Annotated in this window: 20 protein-coding genes, 1 tRNA gene and 3 riboswitches; of the genes, 1 reads left to right on the forward strand and 20 read right to left on the reverse strand. The window is 38.9% G+C overall.

Going from position 1 to position 24,446, the window contains the following annotated elements; genetic code table 11:
• Positions 1 to 795: 795 nt before the first annotated feature.
• The 17 genes from D569_RS0103135 to clpP form a co-directional block, all read right to left on the reverse strand.
• Entirely contained in the window at positions 796 to 2,829 is a 2,034-nt protein-coding gene (locus tag D569_RS0103135) for an iron ABC transporter permease (protein WP_018930944.1), read from the reverse strand.
• A gap of 5 nt (positions 2,830 to 2,834) precedes the next feature.
• Complete coding sequence (locus D569_RS0103140; RefSeq protein WP_018930945.1) at positions 2,835 to 3,854, reverse strand: ABC transporter substrate-binding protein; 1,020 nt, start codon at positions 3,852 to 3,854, stop codon at positions 2,835 to 2,837.
• A 769-nt stretch (positions 3,855 to 4,623) separates the two neighbouring features.
• Positions 4,624 to 5,910 carry a phosphopyruvate hydratase gene (gene eno / locus D569_RS0103145; RefSeq protein WP_018930946.1) on the reverse strand — a complete coding sequence of 429 codons (1,287 nt, stop codon included), beginning with the start codon at positions 5,908 to 5,910 and terminating at the stop codon, positions 4,624 to 4,626.
• A 24-nt stretch (positions 5,911 to 5,934) separates the two neighbouring features.
• A complete protein-coding gene (gpmI, locus tag D569_RS0103150) occupies positions 5,935 to 7,473 on the reverse strand; it encodes a 2,3-bisphosphoglycerate-independent phosphoglycerate mutase (protein ID WP_018930947.1) in 1,539 nt (512 codons plus the stop codon).
• Positions 7,470 to 8,228 carry a triose-phosphate isomerase gene (tpiA, locus tag D569_RS0103155; protein ID WP_018930948.1) on the reverse strand — a complete coding sequence of 253 codons (759 nt, stop codon included), beginning with the start codon at positions 8,226 to 8,228 and terminating at the stop codon, positions 7,470 to 7,472. Before tpiA ends, gpmI begins: the two co-directional genes overlap by 4 nt.
• Positions 8,229 to 8,248: 20 nt before the next feature.
• The gene (locus D569_RS0103160; protein WP_018930949.1) at positions 8,249 to 9,430 is read right to left on the reverse strand and encodes a phosphoglycerate kinase; all 1,182 of its coding nucleotides are present in this window, start codon (positions 9,428 to 9,430) and stop codon (positions 8,249 to 8,251) included.
• Positions 9,431 to 9,564: 134 nt separating this feature from the next.
• Entirely contained in the window at positions 9,565 to 10,572 is a 1,008-nt protein-coding gene (gene gap / locus D569_RS0103165) for a type I glyceraldehyde-3-phosphate dehydrogenase (RefSeq protein WP_018930950.1), read from the reverse strand.
• Between the two features lie 38 nt (positions 10,573 to 10,610).
• Complete coding sequence (locus tag D569_RS0103170) at positions 10,611 to 11,639, reverse strand: sugar-binding transcriptional regulator (protein ID WP_018930951.1); 1,029 nt, start codon at positions 11,637 to 11,639, stop codon at positions 10,611 to 10,613.
• A gap of 118 nt (positions 11,640 to 11,757) precedes the next feature.
• The gene (locus tag D569_RS0103175) at positions 11,758 to 12,012 is read right to left on the reverse strand and encodes a glutaredoxin family protein (RefSeq protein WP_018930952.1); all 255 of its coding nucleotides are present in this window, start codon (positions 12,010 to 12,012) and stop codon (positions 11,758 to 11,760) included.
• Between the two features lie 368 nt (positions 12,013 to 12,380).
• A complete protein-coding gene (locus D569_RS0103180; protein ID WP_018930953.1) occupies positions 12,381 to 13,343 on the reverse strand; it encodes an L-lactate dehydrogenase in 963 nt (320 codons plus the stop codon).
• An 85-nt stretch (positions 13,344 to 13,428) separates the two neighbouring features.
• Positions 13,429 to 14,346 (reverse strand): alpha-hydroxy-acid oxidizing protein, encoded by a 918-nt coding sequence (locus D569_RS0103185; protein WP_018930954.1) that lies wholly within the window; start codon positions 14,344 to 14,346, stop codon positions 13,429 to 13,431.
• A 78-nt stretch (positions 14,347 to 14,424) separates the two neighbouring features.
• A riboswitch (SAM riboswitch) is annotated at positions 14,425 to 14,532 on the reverse strand.
• A gap of 12 nt (positions 14,533 to 14,544) precedes the next feature.
• Positions 14,545 to 16,230: an acetate--CoA ligase gene (gene acsA, locus D569_RS0103190; protein ID WP_018930955.1), complete on the reverse strand. Its 1,686-nt coding sequence runs from the start codon at positions 16,228 to 16,230 to the stop codon at positions 14,545 to 14,547.
• Positions 16,231 to 16,254: 24 nt separating this feature from the next.
• Positions 16,255 to 16,983, reverse strand: a complete 729-nt coding sequence (locus D569_RS0103195) for an ABC transporter ATP-binding protein (RefSeq protein WP_018930956.1) — start codon at positions 16,981 to 16,983, stop codon at positions 16,255 to 16,257.
• Between the two features lie 15 nt (positions 16,984 to 16,998).
• Positions 16,999 to 17,853: an ABC transporter permease gene (locus D569_RS0103200; protein WP_018930957.1), complete on the reverse strand. Its 855-nt coding sequence runs from the start codon at positions 17,851 to 17,853 to the stop codon at positions 16,999 to 17,001.
• Between the two features lie 58 nt (positions 17,854 to 17,911).
• Entirely contained in the window at positions 17,912 to 18,919 is a 1,008-nt protein-coding gene (locus D569_RS0103205; RefSeq protein WP_018930958.1) for an aliphatic sulfonate ABC transporter substrate-binding protein, read from the reverse strand.
• A gap of 26 nt (positions 18,920 to 18,945) precedes the next feature.
• On the reverse strand, positions 18,946 to 20,742 hold the full coding sequence (locus D569_RS0103210; protein ID WP_018930959.1) for a PLP-dependent aspartate aminotransferase family protein: 1,797 nt from the start codon (positions 20,740 to 20,742) through the stop codon (positions 18,946 to 18,948).
• 90 nt (positions 20,743 to 20,832) lie between these two features.
• Positions 20,833 to 20,940: riboswitch (SAM riboswitch) on the reverse strand.
• A 73-nt stretch (positions 20,941 to 21,013) separates the two neighbouring features.
• Positions 21,014 to 21,128, reverse strand: a riboswitch (SAM riboswitch).
• A 753-nt stretch (positions 21,129 to 21,881) separates the two neighbouring features.
• Positions 21,882 to 22,478: an ATP-dependent Clp endopeptidase proteolytic subunit ClpP gene (clpP, locus tag D569_RS0103220; RefSeq protein ID WP_018930961.1), complete on the reverse strand. Its 597-nt coding sequence runs from the start codon at positions 22,476 to 22,478 to the stop codon at positions 21,882 to 21,884.
• Positions 22,479 to 22,735: 257 nt separating this feature from the next.
• Here clpP and D569_RS0103225 point away from each other — a divergent pair.
• Positions 22,736 to 22,808, forward strand: a tRNA-Arg gene (locus D569_RS0103225).
• 75 nt (positions 22,809 to 22,883) lie between these two features.
• On the opposite strand, the gene D569_RS24570 is transcribed toward D569_RS0103225, so the two are convergent.
• The 3 genes from D569_RS24570 to whiA form a co-directional block, all read right to left on the reverse strand.
• Positions 22,884 to 23,027 (reverse strand): hypothetical protein, encoded by a 144-nt coding sequence (locus tag D569_RS24570; RefSeq protein WP_018930962.1) that lies wholly within the window; start codon positions 23,025 to 23,027, stop codon positions 22,884 to 22,886.
• 102 nt (positions 23,028 to 23,129) lie between these two features.
• Positions 23,130 to 23,387: an HPr family phosphocarrier protein gene (locus D569_RS0103235; protein ID WP_018930963.1), complete on the reverse strand. Its 258-nt coding sequence runs from the start codon at positions 23,385 to 23,387 to the stop codon at positions 23,130 to 23,132.
• Between the two features lie 100 nt (positions 23,388 to 23,487).
• Positions 23,488 to 24,435 carry a DNA-binding protein WhiA gene (gene whiA / locus D569_RS0103240; RefSeq protein WP_018930964.1) on the reverse strand — a complete coding sequence of 316 codons (948 nt, stop codon included), beginning with the start codon at positions 24,433 to 24,435 and terminating at the stop codon, positions 23,488 to 23,490.
• Positions 24,436 to 24,446 lie beyond the last annotated feature (11 nt).

Genomic DNA, 24,446 nt, shown 5'->3' on the forward strand with positions numbered 1-24,446 from the left:
TCCGAAAGCGACTCAGAATTTATTCTGGGTCGTTTTTTTTATAATATAGGAAAGTATATAATCCGCGGTATCAACGCATTTGTAAGCATAGTAGCCATTTTGAAATAGCTTTATAGGAAACCATCGCTGCGGCTGTCCACTTCCCTTTCCACGGTTTTTTCGCCTAAGCTAACTTTGATAAGCAAAGAGCGCTTACTAAAGTGGATCTTAGTCGAAAATCATCCCGTAGGAGTGGAAATGGACGGCCTCCGCTATGAAACTGTTCTACAACGTTTGTGACTGCTAACTTCTCGAGCTTTCTTAACCTGAGTAATAAAATTGGAATGTCAGCGAGTACATTCATTGTAGAGCATTAATGAGCGTAGGCGTCCACTCCGACTCCTGTGGGATCAGCGTGATCTGAAGATCCACTTTTGTAAAGCGATCTTCTTTACAAAAGTTAGCTGAAGACACGCCCCACGGAAAGCGGAGTGGGCAAGCCGTAGCGGTTGTTACGCCCAATATCCATCTCAAAATAACTACTTTATACCATCGATACATTATTTTGGTCAATGAAAAGGACCGGGTGGGCTTTCCCGTTTTATCTTATGTATGTGCTACTTTCATTAAAATAAAGCGCATACATGAATGCCCTACCAAGTATTCTAATACGAAACAGTTATGATTGCAATCGTTTTCTATTTAATACAGAGCAAGCCCTCCCCACTTCAAGCTTCAAGTAAATCAAAGAAGCTCAAAGTGGCGGATGAACAAACGCTAACACCCTAGTGATCAATGGGTTAAATCCCGCACTGATCATAGTCTCACTTTATTTGAGCGATTCATTAACCATAGGAAATAAGGTGCTCCGATGATCGCTACTATGATTCCTGAAGGGATTTCTTTAGGCACTAATAGCGTTCTACTTAATACGTCAGCAACCATGAGAATGACACCACCTAACAATGCTGTAGTGAAAAACAAATGCTTGTGTGCCGGACCTAACAACAAACGAGCAACATGTGGTGCAATTAATCCAACAAATCCTATTGTACCGACCGTTGCAACACTTGCAGCCGCTACAACAGATGCTAATAATGCTAAATAAAACCGCGTCTTCAATACCGATAACCCTAACCCTTTTGCTGTATCATCTCCCAGTCCTAATGTATGAATCCGGTCACTGACTAAATAGACAATGGGGACAAGAATAATCAGTGGTCCAACTAAATAATATACCAATTCCGACCAACTTTTTGCATAGGTCGTGCCAGATAACCAAGTTAATGCAGATGCTACTGCCATATCTGAGCGAACTACCATAATTTGAATCACAGCTGAACCAAACGCAGATATACCGATACCAAGTAATGCTAACAAAGCCGGCTGGAATTCGGCACGATAAGCAAGGACCATAACAACTATAAAGGCTGCAATTGCACCAATAAACGCACCTAACGGAACCCATACGGCCGAAATAGAACCAATATAGAGGAAAATTAACGCTCCAACACCAGCACCTGATGTAATACCAATTACAGATGGATCTGCTAGTGGATTACGTAATACTCCCTGAAAAATATAACCACTAATCGCTAACAACACACCACTTACTGCAGCAACTAATAACCTTGGTAATCGTAAATCAAGCACCATATTTTTAATAAAATCATCATTGTTTAAAAAGAGCGCCTGAAAGGTCTGAATTAATTGGATACCATTATTTCCAGTAGAAATACCGACAAATAAAATCATTACTGCAATCAAACTAAGGATGAGAATTCCCCATTTTTGGATCACTGGCGAATTAATTTGCCCTGCTAGTATACCTGTATCCTTGCTACTATATTTCTTGTTTTGCTTATTCATAATTAGCCAGATTAACCACGGAGCACCAATAAATGCTGTAATAGCTCCTACAGGCAACTCGGAAAAAGACGGATCTAATATTCTAGCAAGGACATCAGCACCTATTAAGACAACTGCTCCCCATAAAAAAGAAGCTAAAATGACTACATAATGCTTTTGAAAACCTAATAATTTAATTAGATGAGGTGCAATCAACCCGACAAACCCGATCGGTCCAACCACACTGACGGTTACTGAGGTGAGAAAAACAGCAATTATTACCGTGACGATTCTGATTCGCTGTACTTTTTGTCCTAAGCCAGTCGCTACTTCTTCTCCCAATTGAAACAAGTCTAAAGATTTCGCAATCCATAAAGAGCCTATAAGTCCAAATATGATAAAAGGTAAGGCAAATTGTACACCTTGCCAGTTATTTTGCACGAGTGTTCCTGATCCCCATAAAAATAGACCAGCTGTCTCATTTTCAAAAAAGATCTGTAATAGCGAAGTAAAAGCGGAGAACATCATCGTAATAACCATGCCCGCTAATACCATTTTGACAGGATTCGCATTAGCCACACCCGCCAACGTATATACAAGAACTGCTGTTAAAATACCGCCTAGAAAAGCAACTAATAAGCCACTCCAACCACTTGTTGCTGAAATAAATACACTAGCAAATACGACCGCAAAATAAGAGCCAGAATGAATCCCCAAGGTACTGGCAGATGCTAACGGATTTTTCGTTATCGTTTGCAAAAGCACTCCAGATACAGCTAATGCGCCACCTGCCAATATACCAATAACTGCTCGTGGCATGCGTAGAAAACGAACGGTATGGTGTTCCAACTGATCTTCCGGCCAGAAAATCGCATTAAAAATAGTAGAGGGTGCAATCGAGACACTACCTTGATTCATATGTATAAATAGTAAGAAAAGCAAAAGGACGGTTCCACCCCCGAAGGTCAGAACCGCTCTTGCTATATAACTCTGTTTTGACATCCTTATCACTTCTCTTGTTTTAATGCTTCCTTAATTTGATTCGCAAAAACTTCGGCAGATAATGGACCACCAAATGTCCATGTATCACCTGGCAATTGATATGTTCGATCTTCTTTCACAAATGCAAGCTCTTCCCACGCAGGATTACCTGCCAATTGATTAGTGAAGACATTATCATCTTCCTGCACAATATAGAAGAAATGAGCATCTTGAGCAGTCTGTAATGATTCTACACTAGTTTCATCAAAACCGTAAAGCTGGAACCCTTCTGACTGATAGGCATTTTCCAAGCCGATTTTAGTCATAATCTCCGTTGCCATCGCATTATCCTTAAATAATCGAATAACAGGAGAGTTATCAGAGCTATATGCCTGTGATAATACAAAATCAGTATTCTCTATACCTGCTTCCGCAATTTCTGCTTCAATATCCTGATAGCTTTGATCCAATTCAGTTAAAATTTCGTCTGCTTGCTCTTCTTTTTGAACAAGTTTAGCCATTTCCTTGAAGGTAGCTTCCATTTCTTCATATTGTGTACCTTCTACTTCGTCAGGATATGGATTATAAGCTAATGTTGGTGCAATATCTTCTAAACTGTCCATAATCGCTTCATGACGATAATTAGCAGTAATAATAACATCTGGATCTAAGGCATGTATAGCTTCCAAATTTGGTTCCTGACGAGTCCCTACATCTTCTACTTCTTCATCTAATTCAGGTTCTATGTTAACCCATGATTGGTATCCTTCAATATCAGCCATGCCCACTGGTTGCACACCAAGCGCCAATAAATCCTCCGCATAAACCCACTCTAATACAACAATACGTTCTGGCACTTCATCAAATGTATGCTCTCCATGAACGTCTGAGACAGTAATAGCACCACTCTCTGCAGCTGCTTCATCCTCTGTATTTGGTTCTTCCTGATTTTGCTCCTCTTCTGTTTCACTGTTGTCAGTTCCACAAGCAACAATAAAGATACTAACGAGCAATCCCAGCATTAATAGCAATAGTCCCTTTTTCATAAAAAGTCTGTCCCCTCTCTTATGTAATTAGTCTAATTGAAAAAGATTATCATTTACAACCACATTCATATTACACTCCGATCCGTAAACTGTCAAGAAGAATTTGAATTGCCCACTACAAGAATAAGCATCAAGGTACCAAATCTTAAATTGCTTTCGTTTCAGACTATCTTCGATTCTTCATACAAATTATAGAGAGATTCATGATAATAATTCGATGCTAAGTAAGATCGATGATTCCTCAAGTAGTCATTATGAAATATATCAACTGTTTGGCCATCACTCCGGCTGCCCACTTCCCTTTCCGTGGGGTTTGCCCTTCAGCTAACTTTTTTGAGCAAAACCCGCTAAAAAAAGTGGATCTTCAGGTCAAACAATTCCCACAGGAGTGAAAGTGGGCTGCCTACGCTCAGATTTGCTCTACAACGCTAGTATGAAGTAATATACGGTTGCTTTTACCGTTGCCAATAGCGGACTTTTCACTTTGTCCATTGTAAAAAGTCAAGCTATTACTTCCAATAAGAATTATTGCACTTACTCATAGCGGAGACTAATCTGCTTTAAGAGTTCGAGTCGAAAATCCATTTTGCAGAGTGTTTTACTTTGCAAAGTTAGTTGAGGCCGTGGCCGAGGAAAGTAATTAGTCGAAGCGTTATACATTTCAAAATAACCACTTCGTGTAACACGTTCATTGCGTGATTTTATACTTTCTGTTCTAAAACAAAAACAGCACCCTCCTATTGGGGTGCTGTTTTAATCATGCTATTGCTTATTTGTTTAAGTTGTAGAATGCTGTTTTTCCAGCGTATTTTGCTGTACCTACTAGTTCGTCTTCGATGCGAAGTAGTTGGTTGTATTTCGCAACGCGATCTGTACGAGATGGTGCACCTGTTTTGATCTGACCAGCGTTAGTTGCAACTGCGATATCTGCAATCGTTGCATCTTCTGTTTCACCAGAACGGTGAGAAATAACTGCTGTATAACCAGCGCGTTTTGCCATTTCGATCGCTTCGAAAGTTTCTGTTAGTGTACCGATTTGGTTTACTTTTACAAGGATAGAGTTACCTACACCTTGCTCGATACCTTGTGCAAGACGTTTTGTGTTTGTAACGAATAAGTCGTCTCCAACTAATTGTACACGGTCACCGATACGGTCAGTTAGTAGCTTGTGACCTTCCCAGTCGTTTTCATCTAAACCATCTTCAATAGATACGATTGGGTATTTGTTAATCATTTCTTCATACCAAGCAACCATTTCTTCAGAAGTACGAACAACGCCTTCTCCTTTAAGGTTGTACTTGCCATCTTCATAGAATTCAGAAGATGCTACGTCCATTGCAAGCTTCACTTCTTCTCCTGGTTTGTAACCAGCAGCTTCGATTGCTTCAATTATGGTAGAAAGTGCTTCTTCGTTTGATTTTAAGTTTGGTGCGAAACCACCTTCGTCACCAACACCAGTGTTGTAGCCTTTTCCACTTAAAACTTTTTTCAAGTTATGGAATACTTCTGCACCCATGCGAAGTGCTTCACGGAATGTTGGAGCACCTACAGGCATAATCATAAATTCTTGGATATCTACGTTGTTATCGGCATGCTCTCCACCGTTAAGGATATTCATCATCGGTGTAGGTAGTGTTGTTGCGTTGAATCCACCTAAGTAAGTGTATAAAGGTACTCCTAAGTAGTCAGCTGCTGCATGTGCTGCTGCCATAGATACACCAAGGATTGCATTCGCGCCTAATTTTCCTTTGTTTTCTGTACCATCAAGTTCTAATAAAAGTTGGTCAATCACAACTTGACGAGTTACGTCGATACCTAATAATTCAGGTGCAATTACTTCATTAACGTTCTCTACAGCTTTTAAAACACCTTTTCCTAAGTAACGGTCTTTATCACCATCACGTAATTCAACTGCTTCGTGTTCACCAGTAGACGCACCACTTGGAACTAGTGCAGAACCGAATGCTCCTGCTTCTGTGAAAATTTCAACTTCAACTGTTGGGTTACCACGGGAATCTAATACTTCGCGTGCATAAACATCTGTAATGTAAGGCATAATGTAAAACTCTCCTTTTTAAAATTATTTTTGAATAAGGCTTTCGCCTGTCATCTCTTTTGGTTTTTCTACGTTTAATAGATCTAATAATGTTGGTGCTAGATCAGCTAGAATTCCACCATCACGCAACTCTACACCATCTTTTGTCACGATGACTGGCACCGGATTGGTTGTATGAGCTGTCATTGGATCACCATCAAGCGTGATTACTTCATCAGAGTTACCATGGTCTGCTGTAATAATCGCTTGGCCGCCTTTTTCAATGATTTTGTCAACCACTTTTCCAAGACATTCATCAACGGTTTCGATCGCCTTAACTGTCGGCTCTAGCATACCAGAGTGACCGACCATATCTGGATTGGCGAAGTTTAAGATGATCGCATTTTGCTCCTCTTTATCCAACTCTTCTAATAAGGCATCTGTAACTTCATATGCGCTCATTTCCGGCTTCAAGTCATATGTTGCCACTTTTGGTGAATCGATTAATATACGCTTTTCACCAGGGAATTCTTGCTCACGTCCCCCACTCATGAAGAAAGTAACGTGTGGATACTTTTCCGTTTCAGCAATACGTAATTGATTTAGATCATTTTGTGCTAAGACCTCACCAACAGTATTATCCAAATTAACTGGTTCATAAGCAACATAACCATCGACTGTTTCACTGAAGTTTGTTAAACAAACGAAATGAATATTCTTTGGTGCTTTGTCACCACGGTCAAAATCACGGAAATCATCATTCGCAAATGTACGTGAAATTTGGATCGCACGGTCTGGACGAAAGTTATAGAAAATCACGGAATCTTCATCTTGAATTGTAGCTTTTGGCTCCCCATTCTCATCTGTAATGACAGACGGAATGACGAATTCATCATAGATTTCGTTTTTGTATGAATCTTCTACCACTTCGAGTGGATCGGTATATTTAGGCCCTTCTCCATATACCATCGCATCGTAAGACTTTTTAACACGATCCCAACGCTTGTCACGATCCATGGAATAATAGCGTCCAGAAATCGTAGCGAACTCTCCGACACCATATTCATTCATTTTTTCTAGAGCTTGTTCAATATAGATTTTAGCTGATTTTTGATCAACATCACGACCGTCTAAAAAGGCATGTACATATACTTTTTTAAGACCTTTGTCGGCAGCAAGCTTTAATACTGCATACATATGTTCAATATGACTATGTACACCACCATCAGACAACAGTCCGAAAACGTGCAGTGCTTTGTCATTCTTTTTCGCATGTTCTACTGCATTTAGTAATACTTGATTGTCAAAAAAGTCGCCATCTTTAATCGATAAATTAACACGAGTTAAGCTTTGATACACGATACGACCGGCACCAATATTTAGGTGGCCAACTTCTGAGTTACCCATCTGCCCCTCTGGAAGACCAACCGCTTCTCCACAGGCAGTCAATTGGCTTGTTGGGTATTGGTTCCAGTAACGATCAAAGTTTGGTGTATTAGCTTGTTTGACTGCATTTCCTTTTTCTTCATCTCTTAATGCATAACCATCAAGAATGATTAGTGCTGCTAGTTTATTCTGGCTCATTTTGTACCAGCCTCCACTAGCTGTAAGAAGGAATCAGCCTCAAGACTTGCACCACCTACTAATGCGCCATCGATATCAGATTGTGTTAATAATTCGTCCACATTAGCTGGTTTGACACTTCCACCGTATTGAATACGAACAGCATCAGCTGCTGCTGCAGAAACCGCGTCTGCTACAACTTTACGGATATGTGTACATACTTCGTTAGCTTGTTCAGAAGTAGCTGTTTTTCCTGTTCCAATTGCCCAGATTGGCTCATAAGCAATAATCGTTTCTTTAGCTTGTTCTTCTGAAAGGCCTGCAACTGCTGCTTTTACTTGTTCTTCCACAACAGTCATCGTTTGATTTGCTTCACGTTGTTCTAGTGTTTCACCAACACAAACAATTGGTACTAAGTTATGAGCAAAGGCAGCATGAGCTTTTTTGTTTACTGTTTCATCTGTTTCAGCAAACATTTCACGACGCTCAGAGTGTCCTAGCACTACGTATGTTACACCAATGTCAGCAAGCATACTTGGGCTTACTTCCCCAGTAAATGCACCACTTTCTTCAAAATGCATGTTTTGTGCTGCAACTTCTAAATCTGTTCCTTTTGTTTTTTCCACTAATGTTGGTAAATAAGGAAAAGGTGCACAAACTACAGATTCTACTTTGTCATTACTAGCTACTTTGTCTTTGGTATCTTCGACAAATTGTACAGCTTCACCTAGTAGTTTATTCATTTTCCAGTTACCTGCAATTACTTTTTTACGCATGTTCTTCACCTCTCCTTTGATTACTTGTCGGTTAGTACACTAACACCAGGCAGTTCTTTACCTTCCATAAATTCTAAGGAAGCACCGCCACCAGTTGAGATGTGGTCCATTTGCTCTGCGTAGTTAAATTTCTCAACTGCTGCTGCAGAATCTCCACCACCAATTACAGTATAACCTTCTGTTTTACTTAGTGCATCTGCGACAGCTTTTGTACCATTAGCAAACGTTTCTAATTCGAATACACCCATTGGTCCGTTCCAAATAACAAGCTTAGAATCGCTAACAATATCTGCATATTTTTCGCGAGTTTTTGGTCCAATATCCAATGCTTCTAAATCAGCAGGGATCGAATCAATATCAACGATCTGCGTATTCGCATCATTTGAGAAATCATCGGCAACAACAACATCTTCAGGCATAACAAAGTTTACACCTTTGTCTTTAGCTTTTTGCATATATTCTTTTGCTAATTCGATTTTATCTTCTTCTAATAGTGATTTACCAATTTCGTGTCCTAATGCTTTAACAAACGTATAGGCAAGACCACCACCGATGATCAAATTATCGACTTTGTCTAATAAATTATCGATCACACCGATTTTATCTTTTACTTTAGCACCACCGATAATTGCTGTAAATGGACGGTCAGGATCAGACAATGCTTTTCCTAACACTTCTAATTCTCTCTCTAAAAGGAATCCTGCTGCAGATGGAATATGTTCTGCAATACCTGATGTTGAAGCATGTGCACGGTGTGCTGCACCAAATGCATCGTTTACGAAGTAGTCTGCAAGGCTTGCGAATTCTTTTGCTAGAACTGGATCATTTTTTGTTTCTCCAGGCTCAAAACGAACATTTTCAATTAATAACAGGTCACCGTCGTCTAGTTGACTTACTGCTTGGTTTACTTCGTCACCAAATACTTGATCTGTTTTAATCACAGATTTGTTGCTTAGGTCGCTTAGACGTTTAGCAACTGCATCCATACGAAGTTCTTCGACAACTTCTCCACCTGGACGACCTAAGTGACTGGCGAGGATAACCTTTGCACCTTGTTCTGATAAGTATTTAATAGTTGGTAATGCTGCTTTAATACGTGTATCATCTGTAATTTCGCCGTCTTTCATTGGCACGTTAAAGTCAACACGGCAGAATACCTTTTTACCTTTTACGTCAATGTCTTTAATCGTTTGTTTGTTCATTCGAATGAACCTCCTTAAGGACTTGAATATTGCAATCTCGATGGTGGGATGTGTGGGACCCACCGTTTAACCTCGTATGAACTTCAGGCAAAAACGGGAGGAGGATCAATCCCCCTCCCGTTCATTTGTTACGCTTATAGTCCTTGTTTTTTAAGATATGCAGCTAAGTCAACTACACGGCTAGAGTATCCCATTTCATTGTCATACCAAGATACTACTTTTACCATGTTACCTTCCATTACCATTGTAGAAAGTCCATCAATAGTAGAAGAGTTAGTGTTTCCGATATAGTCAACAGATACTAATGGCTCATCAGAGTATCCTAGGATACCTTTTAAGTGACCTTCTGCTGCTTCTTTAAGTGCACCATTTACGTCTTCAACCGTTACTTCTTGATCTAGTTCTGCAACAAGGTCAACTAGTGAACCGTCTGGAGTAGGTACACGCATAGCCATACCATTTAATTTACCTTCTAATTCTGGTAATACTAGAGATACTGCTTTTGCAGCACCAGTAGTTGTTGGAATGATATTTTCAGAAGCTGCACGAGCACGACGATAGTCTTTGTGTGGTAAATCTAGAATTTGTTGGTCGTTAGTATATGAGTGAATAGTAGTCATCATACCGCGTTTTAGACCGAACTTATCGTTTAATACTTTAGCATATGGAGCTAAACAGTTTGTTGTACAAGAAGCGTTAGAAATTACGTGGTGTTTTGCTGGATCGTATTGATCTTCGTTAACACCCATAACTACTGTAATATCTTCTTCTTTTGCAGGTGCAGAAATGATAACTTTTTTCGCACCAGCATCTAAATGTTTAGCTGCTGCATCACGTTGTGTGAAGATACCTGTAGATTCAACAGCGATTTCTACGCCAAGGTTACCCCATGGTAAGTTAGCTGGGTCACGCTCAGAAAGAACTTTAATTTCCTTACCACCTACAACTAGAGAATCTCCATTAACAGAAACTTCTTCTTCTAGCTTTCCGTGTACAGAGTCATATTTAAGTAGATGTGCAAGCATATTCGCATCAGTTAAATCGTTAACTGCTACTACTTCTACCTCATCATTTTTTAAAGCTTGACGAAAAACGTTACGACCGATACGGCCAAAACCATTAATACCTACTTTTACTGCCATGCTTAATTCCTCCTTAAAGTATCCTTTATAATTTATATTTAAAGGGATGAACCCTTTAACAACTCCTGTGCTGCCGCTTCGTCTGTGATCAATACATTACTTTTCCCTTGTTTAAAGTATGATTGAATGGCTTTTGCTTTCGAAGAACCACCAGCTACTGCAATAACATATTGTGCATGCTCAAGTTCCTCTAATTGCATGCCTACAGTGCGTACCTTGTAAACGACCTTTCCTTGTTCATCAAGGTAATAGCCAAAGGCTTCACTCACAGCGTTACCACTTCTTAATTTATTTAATACTGGTTCAGAAGCTTTACGGCGTTTTGCCATCGTAAATGCGTCACCAATACTGTGCAAGACTATTTTAGTATCATGAATCATTTCTAAAATATCCTTAATAGCTGGTTCTTCAATGATGGAATGGTATGTTTCTTCACTTAACGGGTCGGGAACATATAACATCCGATAATTACCATTAGCTTTTTTAGCCATCTGTGCACAAATGGTATTAGCTTGATTTTCTACTTGTTCTCCTAAACCGCCTCTTGCTGGAACAAACGTACAATTCGCAGCATGTTCTAATGGCTTCATCTGATTAGCTACTTCCGCCATCGACGTGCCACCTGTAACTGCTATTGTTTGATTGGAAGTTAATATGGAACTCAAAAACTGCACACATGCTTTCCCCATGTCCTGCTTTACAGATAGTTGTGTGTCACTATTTCCAGATACGATAATGACATGCTCCAATTGTAATTTATCCTTAATTTGAGATTCTAAAACACGAAATTCGGAAATTTCACTCATAAATGAGGATAACTTCTCAATAATCGTATCCCCTTCGTCTGTAACCTGCATTCCTTTAGAGGTTACCATTATATACCCATGCTTGCTTAAAAACTCAATTTCACTACGAACTACTCGTTCTTTTAGTTTGATATTGTCAGCTAAGCTACGGCGTCCGATTGGTTGCATCATTTGTATGTAATGAAGTATTTTGTATCGTTTCTGCATGATATCGAGTAAATCTGGGTACAATTTTTCTTGAATATCTAATAAATCCTTCAATCGGAAACGCTCCTTTATCATTTACCGGGGAATTTTTGTCCCTCCTAGTCGCATTTCGTCCCACTTAGAACAAAAAAAATAACTTCCATAATTATTGTATCAAATGGCTTAACATCTCTCAACTATTTTCTGAATTATTTTTCTTCTTTAGATAACTTTCGATCTTTTCCATGTCGACTAGCTCCATATCGACAATCGTATCTTCATGTTTAATGACAGGGATCATGAGATGATAAGCTTCTAACAGTACATCATCATTATAAATATTAATTTCTTCAATTTCAAATAAATAGTCTTGTTGCAACATTTCTAGCGTCACTTTTGCTTGATCACAAAGGCTACAGTTTTCTTTACCATATAGTTTTAATTTCATCTTTCCCACCCTTTAACTTAATTACAAACGGTCGACAAAACCTGCTCCATAAAACGTCTGTATGCCTAGTAGGAACCCGACACTGAGTTTGTTGAGCGGACATTTAGTACGTTATTTGGTAGAATAACGTACTTTTTTTGATGTTAGCGGACATTGAATCCCTTATTCAGTTCATTTCAGCTTACATGTGCACCATTTTCGATCAATAACGGAATAGATGTCCGCATGCAGTCTAAAAACGGTCATTTTGCCATAAATAACGGAACAAATGTCCGCACTCAGCCCATATATCCAGTTTGAGTCTATCGCTACATTTTTCACAGTTTATGTTCGATGCTAATCTTGTAAGACCTCGATCGATCATCGTTTCACTTTATTGCCTTCATTCCTGTGTCGATCATTTCTTGAATCACTTCTGCTGATTGGTAAAGTTGTTGATTTTCTTTCTCTGTCAGTTCTAATTCTATTACTTCACGGATGCCATTTTCGTTTAGCAGTACTGGCACACCAAGATAGATATCATTCAATCCGTATTGTCCCTCTAATTTTGCGGAAACAGTTAGGATGGCATTTTCGTTGTTTAAAATCGCTTTTGTTAAGCGGACCAATCCTAGACCAATTCCGTAATAGGTTGCTCCCTTTCGTTCAATAATGTGATAAGCTGCATCTCGAACGTTCTCAAATATCTCTGTCATAGATTGGTTTTGATAAAAGTTATCGATACTTGCATATTGACTTAAAGGTACACCACCTATTTGTACATGACTCCAGACCGGCAGTTCCGAATCACCGTGCTCACCAATGATATAAGCATGTACATTACGTGGATCGACTTCAAAGTGTTCTCCTAATAAATAACGGAAACGTGCAGTATCCAGGATCGTTCCAGAACCAATGACACGCTCCTTCGGCAAGCCTGAAATTTCTCTTGTCAAATGTGTTAAAATATCCACCGGATTGGTCGCAACAACAAAGATGCCTTGGAAGTCAACATCCATGACTTTTTCGACAATACCTTTAAATATTTTTGCATTCTTCGTCACAAGATCTAACCTCGTTTCACCCGGTTTTTGATTGGCCCCTGCTGTAATGACAACTAAATCTGCATTATGGCACTCTTGATAGTCTCCTGCTTTGATACGCATCGGATTTCCAAACGCCATGCCATGATTTAAGTCACGAGCTTCTCCCTCTGCTTTCGCTTGATCCAAATCAATCAGGACTAATTCATTGACAACACCTTGATTTAATAGCGCATAAGCATAACTAGTACCGACTAAGCCTGTTCCAATAATGACTACTTTTCTTAATTTTGTTTTGCGTATTGTCACCAAAAACCATTCCTTCCATCCAAAAATGGGATATAGTTATACTATATCCCATTTTTGCTACTTACGAAACAATGATATCTGAAAATTATGTGAATAGTTGAGCAATAACTTCTTCTGCACCCAAAACCCCTGATGTCGATAATCCATAAATATAACTCTTTCGGATCGAAATAGCATCAGCACCTTGTTGTAAGTAGCGGTTTAATTCATCTTTCGACTTCACTTCTACTTCAACAACAACGGTTAATTTTTCACTTGCGATAATATTAATCTGTTCTAGTAATTCCAGATTAGATGCATTAATATTGGACAAGATAATCCCATCAACTTGCTGTTCCAGACTTGAACGAACATCATCTAATGATAAGTCTCCATAAACAAAGATCGGTAATGTTGTAAATTGCTTTATATATTGAATCTCTTCCCAATTAATAGAGCGTTTTTGATATTCTTGTGCCACTTGTTCTGCCAGTGGGCTTTTATTTGCATAATTTTTCTTAGCAAAAATTGGATCAACAACAAAGTTGGTAGTTCCTTTCACTAGTTGATCTGCTTTTAAATGAATTTCATCTTTAGATATTGACAAAATTATTGCCTGATAACCGGCTAGTTCAGCACGCTGGATAAAATGTTTGGTAAGTTCTAAATCTTGAAAAATATGAGCTTGGAACCATAGCTCACTACCTGGAACAGCATCACTAATTTCTTCAATGCTATAGGATGAATGACTGCTAACAATAAAAGGTACACCTTGCTTACTGGCAGCTTTTGCAGTTGCTAATTCTCCATCTTCGTGAAAATAAGTCTGCGCACCAACTGCACCTAATAATAATGGAGAAATTTTTAATTTAGACGGTGAATTGCTATCAAGTATAAATGATGTAGCATTTGCTTTCTTGGATGTTATTTGATCTAAATATAATTTAGCTGCTTTGGATAATTGCTTTTCAGCTACTTCCTCTAGACTATCTACAAAATTTCCCTTTACATTTGTTTTTACCATTATATATGCCTCCTAATAATTTAGGGAAACAAAAAAAGCCCCTCTTGATAAACAAGAGAGACTAAAGCTATTATCTCCCTCTTATTTGCCAAACTAAAGTTTGCAGGATTTAGCACCTTTTAAGCATCGATAGCTTAAGGTTGCCGGGTTTCATCGGGCCAGTCCCTCCACCTCTCTTCATAAGAGTATCTATATGTTTTAGTTTTTCATTTTATTAGCTCTTTCGATTTCTAATGCTTTTAATTGCCTTCTTAAAATCTTTCCACTGATTTTGGTTTTTGGTAATTCTTCCATTACTTCTATTTCTCTAGGTGCAGCATGTGCTGAAAGATTCTTTCTCACATATAATCGAATCTCTTCCAATAGTTCTTCTGACTGCTTATAACCAGATCTTAATGTAATAAACGCTTTAACCAATTCTCCACGCAATTCATCTGGTTTACCTATTACACCAGCTTCTTCTACTGCAGGATGTTCAATTAATTTGCTTTCCACTTCAAACGGACCGATGCGCTCACCAGCAGAGTTGATCATGTCATCGTTACGACCTTGGAAGAAGACATATCCTTCTTCATCCTGTAAAGCGAGGTCTCCAGAGATATACCAGCCCTCATATTGAAAATAAGGTTTAAACTTGTCTTTGTTTCCCCAAATCTCTTTCATCAGTCCTGGCCAAGGGGTACGAACTGCTAGTTGACCAACTTCACCTCGTGGCAACTCATTACCTTCTTCATCTAAAATACCTACCTGCACGCCAGGAAAAGGTCTTCCCATTGAACCTGGTTTGATTTTTTCAGCTGGAAGGTTGACAATTAAATGTCCACCAGTCTCTGTCATCCACCAAGTATCGTGAATGCGGACATTTAAGCTCTTCCATGCCCATTGGATTACTTCAGGGTTTAGAGGTTCACCAACACTTAATACATGTCGTACAGAAGATAAATCAAACTGTTTATAGAGGTCCCCTTTCGACAGAAGCATACGGAAAGCTGTCGGTGCACTATACCAAATCGTTACTCCTAACTCTTCAATTAAAGAATACCAATTCTCAGCACTGAAGCGTCCACCTTGGATCACAACGGTTGCTCTATTCAATAGTGGAGCAAACAAGCCGTATACACTGCCTGTTACCCAGCCCGGGTGTGACGTACACCAATAAACATCATCATCTTTAATATCTAGCACCCATTTTCCTGTCACGATATGATGTTGTGCTGCACGATGGGCATGTAAGACGCCTTTTGGTTTACCAGTAGAACCACTCGTATAATGAATGATTAAACCATCCTCCCAGTCAACCCATTCCACATATTCGTCACCTTCCACCGGTTGTATGGTTTCTTTCTCAATATCCTCTACAAAAAGAATCGTCTCTAGTGAAGGAATATCGTCTTTCGGTACACGTTTAACTAACTCCTGATCAGTAATTAGTAAAGTACCAGCACAATCATTGATACGGTCTCTAACCGCTTCTTCCATAAATGCTTCAAACAAAGGACCAGCGATAGCCCCTACTTTAATAGCTGCTAAGATCGCGATATAGCATTCAGGTGTTTTAGGGAGAAATACGAAAACACGATCCCCTTTCGTCACCCCGTGTTCTTTTAAAATCCGAGCATAATGGTCAGTTTGATCCTTCACCTCTTTAAACGTATACGAGCACTTTTCGTCTTCATTCATATAATGGAGAGCAATTTTATCACCATACCCCTCCGCTACATGACGATCAATTGTTTCATATGCTGCATTAATTTTTCCTGTCTTCGCAGCAGATAATAGTTCCTTTGCATCTGACCAATCAAAATTTTCTCTTATTTCATCATAGTTGCTTAGGTTATATTCACCTTTAATAGTTGCAATATGTGTTGTTGCCTGCTGTGTCATTTGATGTTCCCCCTTGAAGACCGGTTACTGTTTGTTCAAGTCTAAAGATTCTAATATTTCTGATTTTAAATGTGCTAACTCTTCACTTCCACGATCCCTCGGTCGCTCTTGTTCTATCGTAATTTCTTTCTCTACCTCTCCTGGTTGCCCTCTTAAAATAACAACACGGTCACATAGATAAGTTGCTTCATCTATATCGTGTGTTACTAATACGATAGTAGATTGATATTTTTTCCAAACATCTAATAATAAATCTTGTAATTGCATTTTTGTGAAAGCATCTAAAGCACTAAACGGTTCATCCAAAAGGAGAATTTCTGGTGATGTCACCAGTGCTCTCGCAATGGCTACACGTTGTGCCATACCTCCTGATAACTCACGAGGATAGAGCTTTTCTTTTCCCCTTAAACCTACACTTTCTAAATACTCAATAGCTCTATTTTCCTTGTCTTTACGGCTACCTGTCAATCCGAATGTTACATTATCTAACACACTTAACCATGGAAGCAGTCTCGGCTCTTGGAAAATAAAGCCTGTTGTATCATGAATTTCTTTTGATACGGTTCCGTTAATTTCAATTTCACCATCATATTCAGGATCCAGCCCTGAAATTGCTCTTAATAAGGTACTTTTCCCACATCCACTAGTTCCAAGCAAACCGATAATTTCTCCCGGTTTCACTTCTAAGTTAACATTTTGTACGGCAGTAGTACCATTAAACGTACGGCTTACATCTCTTAATGCTAGACTCATATTAAATACTCCTTCCTATTTCTCCAAACGATCCTGCCAGTGCAAGGAACGGTCTTCTACTAGCTTTAAAATCCAGTCGGTGATTTTACCGATAATCGCAAATAGAATAATACTTGCCAAAATCGTTTCAGGACTTGACATATTCTGACCAAAGACAAGTAAAAATCCTAATCCTTGACTTGCCCCCATTAGTTCTGCTGCCACTACAAACATCCAACCAAGCCCTAAACCACTACGCATCCCCACTAAAAAGGACGGTAACGAAGCCGGCAAAATAATTCGCTTCACCAATTGTAAAGTATTTAATCCGTACATTTTTCCTACTTCAATTAATTTACGGTCTACGCCTAATATGCCGCTAACAATATTTAAATAGACAGGGAAAAATACCCCAACTGCAATCATGGTAACTTTTGATGTTTCACCAATACCCAGCCATAAAATAAACAATGGTACCCATGCTAGCGATGGGATCGAGCGAAACGCCTGAATCATCGGATCAAAAAGCTGTTCTGCCTTTTTATAAAAACCGACAAATGACCCGAGAACAATCGCAGCAACTGTTCCGATAACAAACCCAACAAGTACGCGATAGGTCGTAATCCAAACATGTCCCCAAAGCGATCCATCCTGTGCCATACTTATAATTTTTTCCACTATGGTACTCGGTGCTGGAAGTTGATTAGAAGGGACAACACCAGCACGACATAAAATCTCCCATATGATAATTAAAAGGACAGGAATGATGCTACCCATAAACACGGTTTTTACCAGTGAATCTTTTTTCTTCTTAATGGATGCTTTTTTCCCTCTCGCTTCTGGTGCTGGTTTAACATAGCCAGCCGTTACGTTATTTTGTTGCTCAGCCATTTTTTGCCCCTCCTAAATTCCTTAAACTTCGCAAACTCTCCCTAATGGAAATCTTACTTTATTCGATTACCGCTTCTGCATATTCTGGATTGATTAGTTCATTCGTTAATGCTTCGACATCATCGCCTTCTTCCAAGTCTCCAGCATTTTTCAACACATTACCAGCTGCTTGGATAGATTCAATATGTTCATCTCCAGGTATTGGATTAGACAAATCCGTCCTTTCTACTAACTGAATTTTCGCAACATCTATACTAATATCAGCTTCTTCCGCCAATAATTCTGCAGCCTCTTCCGGATTATCTAACACCCATTGACGTGCTCTTTCATACAATTCAATTACTTTTTCAACATATTCTGGATAGTTCTCGGCAAACTCTTCACGAACATTTAAGAAACCGTACGTATTTAGATTAATATCTCTATAAAAAAGTTCTGCTCCTGATTCTAATTCATGTTTTGCCATATGCGGGTCAAGTCCTGCCCAAGCATCAACATCTCCGTTAGATAATGCATTTCCACCATCAGCATGTTGTAAAGGTACTACTTCAATATCATCAGTAGATAACCCAACAGAATCTAAAGCCCTAACTAGGAAGATATATGGATCTGTACCAAGTGTTGCTGCTACTTTTTTACCTTCCAAATCTTCAATAGACTCAATTCCTGAACCTTCATTAGTCACTAGCGCAGTCCATTCTGGTTGAGAATAAATATAAACATTTTCTAATGGTACATCATTAGATTTGGCAATAAGTGCTGCTGCACCTGCTGTTGATCCAAAGTCAACACTGTCACTGTTTAAAAATTCGATCGCTTTGTTACTCCCTTGACTTAGTTTCCACGTTACATCAATATCTTCTTCACCGAATGCCTCTTCTGCCCAGCCAAAATCTTTTAATACAAGACTTGTAGGTGAATAATAAGCATAGTCTAAACGAATTTCAGCTGGTTTTCCTTCGTCCGCTTGGCTGTCTGATGAACAGCCAACTGCCAAAATAATAATAATTCCAAATGCTGCAATTGCAAGAAAACTTCTTAAATCAATTAATGGTACTCTTTTCATGATAGATATCCCCCTATTATTTTTTGTTAAATTTCACATGCATATGTTGAAATCGTTCCTCTTAAACGCTGTGCCTCTTTATATGTGCAACGGTTATGAACAACTTGCAAGCCACCTTCGAGCGCTACTTCTTCTGCCTTTGGAGAGACAACCCCTTCTTGCAGCCAGAATACTTTTGGATTTACTTCTATTGCTTCTTTAGCAATCTCTACTGCTGCTTCTGGACTACGGAATACTTGTACAATGTCGATTTCAACCGGTACACTTTTCAAGTCTGGATAAGCTTTTTCGCCAAGAATTTCTGTTTCTCTCGGGTTGACTGGAATAATTTTGTAACCTAGTCTTTGCATTTTTCTTGCCAGACGGTAACTTGGTCTTGCTTCTTTTCCACTGAGTCCTACAATAGCTAATGTTTTTTGGCGCGTTACTTCTTCACCATTTTCAATGTATCGTTCATATGGAGAATTTAATGCCCATTTAATAATACCTTCATCGTTAACAACAATTTGTTTTTCTTTCTCTTCACCAATTCCTGTTGCCTTTACTAATGCTTGATCTAAATCATTTTTGATATCTCGTACGGATTCAATCCCTACAGATAAACGAACTAATTCTTCTGAAACTCCCGTTTCTTCGAGCTCTTCTTTTGTTAACTGCTGGTGTGTTGTAGAAGCCGGATGGATAATCAGTGATTTTGCATCACCCACGTTTGCAACATGTGACCATAGTGCAACATTGTTGATTAAATCACGTCCTGCATCGCGCCCGCCTTTGATACCAAATACAATAATCGAACCAAAGCCATTATTTAAAATTCTTTTTGCTAAATCATGAGACGGGTGACTTTCAAGTCCTGGATATCTAACCCATTCCACTGCTTCATTGTTCTCTAAGTATTCTGCAAGCTCTTGTGCGTTTTGGTTATGTCGTTCCACGCGAATATGCAATGTCTCTAGTCCTTGTAGCAATTGGAAAGCATTAAATGGACTTAGTGCTGCACCAAAGTCTCTAAGTAATTGCACACGTACTTTTGTTATAAATGCTAGTGTTCCGAAATCTACTGCATAACGGATACCATTATAGCTTGGATCCGGCTCCGTAAATGCTGGATATTTTTCAGAATTCCAGTTAAAACGTCCACCATCAACAATGATGCCGCCGATTGAAGTACCATGCCCACCAATCCATTTTGTTGCAGAGTGTACGACAATGTCTGCTCCTAACGTGATTGGTTTACAGCCAAATGGTGTTGCAAAGGTATTATCGATAATTAACGGTACACCTGCATCATGTGCGATCTCCGATACTCTTTCAACATCTAATACTTGTAAGCCTGGATTACCAATGATTTCACCGTACACAGCTTTTGTTTTATCTGTAATAGCTTCTTTGAAGTTTTCAGGATCTGTAGGATCAACAAATTTAACGTTAATGCCATAGCGCGGAAGTGTTACATTGAACAAGTTGTACGTTCCGCCATAAAGGTTAACCCCTGCGACGATTTCATCTCCTGCACTTGCTAAGTTTAAAATCGATAAAGTAATAGCTGACATCCCTGAAGCAGTTGCAACAGCAGCAACCCCATCTTCTAGTAGGGCCATTCTTTTTTCAAAAACATCTACCGTTGGATTACCAATTCTCGAATAGATATTGCCTGGCTCATCAAGTGCAAATAATCTTTCTGCATGTTCTGTGTCATGGAACACGTAAGAAGTAGATTGATAGATCGGCACTGCCCGTGAACCTGTTGTCGGATCAGGCGCTTGCCCACCATGCAGATGAATTGTTTCCGGATCGTAAGTTGAACGTTTAAAATCAGTCATTATTTATTTCCTCCCCAAGTTAAAATTCAGAAAATTAAAAAATCCTTCTTCGATAAGAAGAAGGCTTTAACTGACAGAACAGTAGTCTTCCTCTTATCTTTCAGGATAAATATCCTGCAGGAATTAGCACCTTTTAAGCCGTTGCTTAATGGTTGCTGGGCGTCATCGGGCCAGTCCCTCCGCCTCTCTGGATAAGAGTGATGCTATTTAGTTGATGATAAAAAAGTCTCCCTATACTAAAGATAGAGAGACTTGAATAAATATATTCGCTCTCTTATCTCTCTAAGCATATACGCTTAGTGGAATTGGCACCTGTATTAAGGACGATTTACTTAATGGTTGCCGAGGCTTCACAGGGCCAATCCCTCCACCTCTCTCGATAAGAAGTATAGAATTCCGAGTTGTTTACTTGCTTTTAACTTTCGTTATTTAATACTTTAGCATGGCGTCAAAATGATGTCAATATGTTTTCTGAAAATTATTTCAAAATAAAACACGACAGTGACTGTTGTTTACTACCAACTTTTTGATTATTACTGGCTAGTATGGGGTATTTACTGGCAACTTCTCCTTCTACTAAGAAAAAACAGGAAAGCCCACCCATTCCTGTCCAAAGTAGTTATTTTGACATGAATAATAGGCGTAACAACCGCTGAGGCTTGCCCACTTCGCTTTCCGTGGGGCCTGTCTTCAGCTAACTTTTGTAAAGAAGATCGCTTTACAAAAGTGGATCTTCAGATCACGCTGATCCCACAGGAGTCGAAGTGGGCGCCTACGCTAAATAACGTTCTACATTTTTTTAACGTACGGACATTACGTCTTTTATTTTACATGGTATAAAACCTCAAAAGTTAGCTGTCACATACGTTGTAGAGATGCTTTATAGCGAAGGCCGCCCGCTTCAACTCCTGTGGAAACTGTTTTACCTGAAGATCCACTTTTTCAAGCGGTTTTTGCTTGGAAAAGTTAGCTGAAGGTAAAACCCCACGGAAAGGGAAGCGGGCAGCCGGAGCGATGCTTTCCGTGTACATATCATTTCAAAATGACCACCTATGATACAAAAACACTATCATGCCGCGTATTATATACTTTTCTTATAAAAAAAGCGACGGTGAGTTACTACCGTCGCTTTTGGTTCTTTAGTTTAAGTCAGATGGTTTCTTTTCCATTACTTTATCGATTAAACCATAGTCTTTAGCTTTTTCAGCTGACATAAAGTTGTCACGATCTGTGTCTTTTTCCACTACTTCTATAGGTTGACCAGTACGGTCTGCTAGAATTTGGTTTAGCTTTTTACGCATTTCGATAATACGGTTAGCGTGGATCTGAATGTCAGACGCTTGACCTTGTGTACCACCTAGTGGTTGGTGAATCATTACTTCACTATTTGGTAATGCATATCGTTTACCAGGCTCACCAGCAGCTAAAAGGAATGCACCCATTGACGCTGCCATACCAATACAGATTGTTGATACGCTAGGTTTAATAAATTGCATGGTATCGTAAATCGCCATACCGGCTGTAATCGAACCACCAGGTGAGTTGATATATAGTGAAATATCTTTATCTGGATCTTCTGCTGCTAAAAATAGCATTTGTGCTACGATACTGTTTGCCACATTATCATCAATGCCGCTGCCTAACATAATAATTCTGTCTTTTAAAAGGCGTGAATAAATGTCATATGCACGTTCGCCTCGGTTTGTTTGTTCAATAACTGTAGGGATTAAGTTCATGAAAAATTCCTCCTTTTAACACTTGCTTTTTTCATTCATGAAATCTAACTATTTTTATCTTAACGGAATGGTCAAAAAAGGTCAAACGATTTGATTTTCTAACTTCATCCTACCCTTAACTGTAACGATTTAAACCTCCAGAATCAAATAATCAAAGTTTGATATATGTATTGAAATTATACGAGCGATTCGCTATAATTATTCTTGTCGCATTTTATCATGGGACGAATCTTATACTGATAGTATTCTCACTTGATGCGCCCGTAGCTCAGGGGATAGAGCAATGGTTTCCGGTACCATGTGTCGGGGGTTCGAATCCCTCCGGGCGCGCTTATATAACAGGCAAACGCCAAAGCACTTCTCCAAGAGAAGTGCTTTTTTATGTAGATTGGTTTTCTAGCCCTGTTATTTAAACAACTTTCTTAGCGCTTTACCTGTTGCTTTCCCTGCTACTCGACGGCCAATCCTTTTTCCTGCTCTGCCTTTACGAACTGCATCAACATCATTCCATATCCGTAAAATTTTATAAATACTCGATTTAAGGCTCATTCTGTCACCCCTTACTATGGTTCTGCTATTATTCCCATCATATGGTGCTATCTATATTTTTTCAACAAAAAACACTGCAAAAAAGCAGTGTTATACAGATCTTTATTTTTTTCCTTCAACAAAAGCCACTAATTCGTCTAAAGCTTCCTGGTCATCACTACCATCTGTAATAATTTTTATTGTATTCCCTTTTGACAACGCCAGGCTCATTAACCCCATAATACTTTTGGCGTTAATCCGTTTGGTGCCTTTTTCAATAAAGATTTCTGAAGTGAAACTGTTGGCCTTTTGTACAAATTGAGCCGCTGGTCTTGCTTGCAACCCTGGATCTATTGCAATAACAACTTCTTTCTCTAACATGGTAACCCCTCCTATTTAGCAAGCGCTATCATTTTATTTTACTAAAGAACAGCTTATCTTATTCTTATAATATTGTAGAGGAGGGAAAATCCTCCTCTTGTTATCTCATGGTTAACTCTTCTTTTCGTAATTGATCTGCAAATTGATCGATTTTTTTCAATCGGTGGTTAATGCCAGATTTACTAATCTTACCACCTGAGACCATTTCACCTAGTTCTTTCAATGATACATCTTGGTGTTCCATTCGTAGTTTGGCAATTTCCTGTAGTTTATCCGGTAATGCATCCAATCCGACCGTCTTATCAATAAAACGGATATTTTCAACCTGTCGGAATGCTGCACCGATAGTTTTATTTAAGTTAGCTGTTTCACAATTCACCAAGCGATTGACAGAATTTCTCATATCCCGAACAATTCTAACATCCTCGAATTTAAATAATGCTTGATGTGCGCCAATGTAATTTAAAAACTCGGTAATTTTTTCTGCTTCTTTAATATAAGTGATAAACCCTTTTTTCCGTTCCAAAATGCGTGCATGAAGTTGATATTCATTTAACAAATCACACAATGATTGATTGTGCTCTTCGTGAAAATTATATATCTCTAAATGATAGGAAGAAGTTTCTGGATTATTAACTGATCCACCAGCTAAGAATGCACCTCGCAAATAAGCTCTTCGGCAACAGTGCTTTTTCGTATATTTCTTTGAGATCGTACGAATAAATTGCAAGGGCGCTGCCAATATCTCCATGTCTTGAAGCATTTCTTTTACGCCTTCCTTCATCCGCACGATGTAGACGTTATTCTTTTTCAATTTCATTTTCTTACGTACTAATAATTCAACCGGTATTTGGTATATCGATTTTATTAACGTATAAATACGACGTGCAATCGCTGCATTCTCTGTTTGTACATCTAAGGAATAATGATTTTTGGAAAAAGAGATCGCACCATTCATACGAATCAATGCTGCTAATTCTGCTTGTTCGCAACAATCATCACTTTCTATTTTCGTTAATTCTTTTTTAATATCTGCTGCAAACGACAACTTTCTCCCTC

It is taken from the genome of Gracilibacillus lacisalsi DSM 19029, assembly GCF_000377765.1.
Taxonomy (GTDB): Bacteria; Bacillota; Bacilli; order Bacillales; family Amphibacillaceae; genus Gracilibacillus; species Gracilibacillus lacisalsi.

What these genes read in the sequence shown, in the direction of transcription:
- D569_RS0103135 (WP_018930944.1), bottom strand. Translation starts at nt 2,829, where the DNA reads ATGTCAAAACAGAGTTATATAGCAAGAGCGGTTCTGACCTTCGGGGGT.
- D569_RS0103140 (WP_018930945.1), bottom strand. Translation starts at nt 3,854, where the DNA reads ATGAAAAAGGGACTATTGCTATTAATGCTGGGATTGCTCGTTAGTATC.
- eno (WP_018930946.1), bottom strand. Translation starts at nt 5,910, where the DNA reads ATGCCTTACATTACAGATGTTTATGCACGCGAAGTATTAGATTCCCGT.
- gpmI (WP_018930947.1), bottom strand. Translation starts at nt 7,473, where the DNA reads ATGAGCCAGAATAAACTAGCAGCACTAATCATTCTTGATGGTTATGCA.
- tpiA (WP_018930948.1), bottom strand. Translation starts at nt 8,228, where the DNA reads ATGCGTAAAAAAGTAATTGCAGGTAACTGGAAAATGAATAAACTACTA.
- D569_RS0103160 (WP_018930949.1), bottom strand. Translation starts at nt 9,430, where the DNA reads ATGAACAAACAAACGATTAAAGACATTGACGTAAAAGGTAAAAAGGTA.
- gap (WP_018930950.1), bottom strand. Translation starts at nt 10,572, where the DNA reads ATGGCAGTAAAAGTAGGTATTAATGGTTTTGGCCGTATCGGTCGTAAC.
- D569_RS0103175 (WP_018930952.1), bottom strand. Translation starts at nt 12,012, where the DNA reads ATGAAATTAAAACTATATGGTAAAGAAAACTGTAGCCTTTGTGATCAA.
- D569_RS0103185 (WP_018930954.1), bottom strand. Translation starts at nt 14,346, where the DNA reads ATGGTAAAAACAAATGTAAAGGGAAATTTTGTAGATAGTCTAGAGGAA.
- acsA (WP_018930955.1), bottom strand. Translation starts at nt 16,230, where the DNA reads ATGACACAGCAGGCAACAACACATATTGCAACTATTAAAGGTGAATAT.
- D569_RS0103195 (WP_018930956.1), bottom strand. Translation starts at nt 16,983, where the DNA reads ATGAGTCTAGCATTAAGAGATGTAAGCCGTACGTTTAATGGTACTACT.
- D569_RS0103200 (WP_018930957.1), bottom strand. Translation starts at nt 17,853, where the DNA reads ATGGCTGAGCAACAAAATAACGTAACGGCTGGCTATGTTAAACCAGCA.
- D569_RS0103205 (WP_018930958.1), bottom strand. Translation starts at nt 18,919, where the DNA reads ATGAAAAGAGTACCATTAATTGATTTAAGAAGTTTTCTTGCAATTGCA.
- D569_RS0103210 (WP_018930959.1), bottom strand. Translation starts at nt 20,742, where the DNA reads ATGACTGATTTTAAACGTTCAACTTACGATCCGGAAACAATTCATCTG.
- clpP (WP_018930961.1), bottom strand. Translation starts at nt 22,478, where the DNA reads ATGAACTTAATCCCTACAGTTATTGAACAAACAAACCGAGGCGAACGT.
- D569_RS24570 (WP_018930962.1), bottom strand. Translation starts at nt 23,027, where the DNA reads ATGAGCCTTAAATCGAGTATTTATAAAATTTTACGGATATGGAATGAT.
- D569_RS0103235 (WP_018930963.1), bottom strand. Translation starts at nt 23,387, where the DNA reads ATGTTAGAGAAAGAAGTTGTTATTGCAATAGATCCAGGGTTGCAAGCA.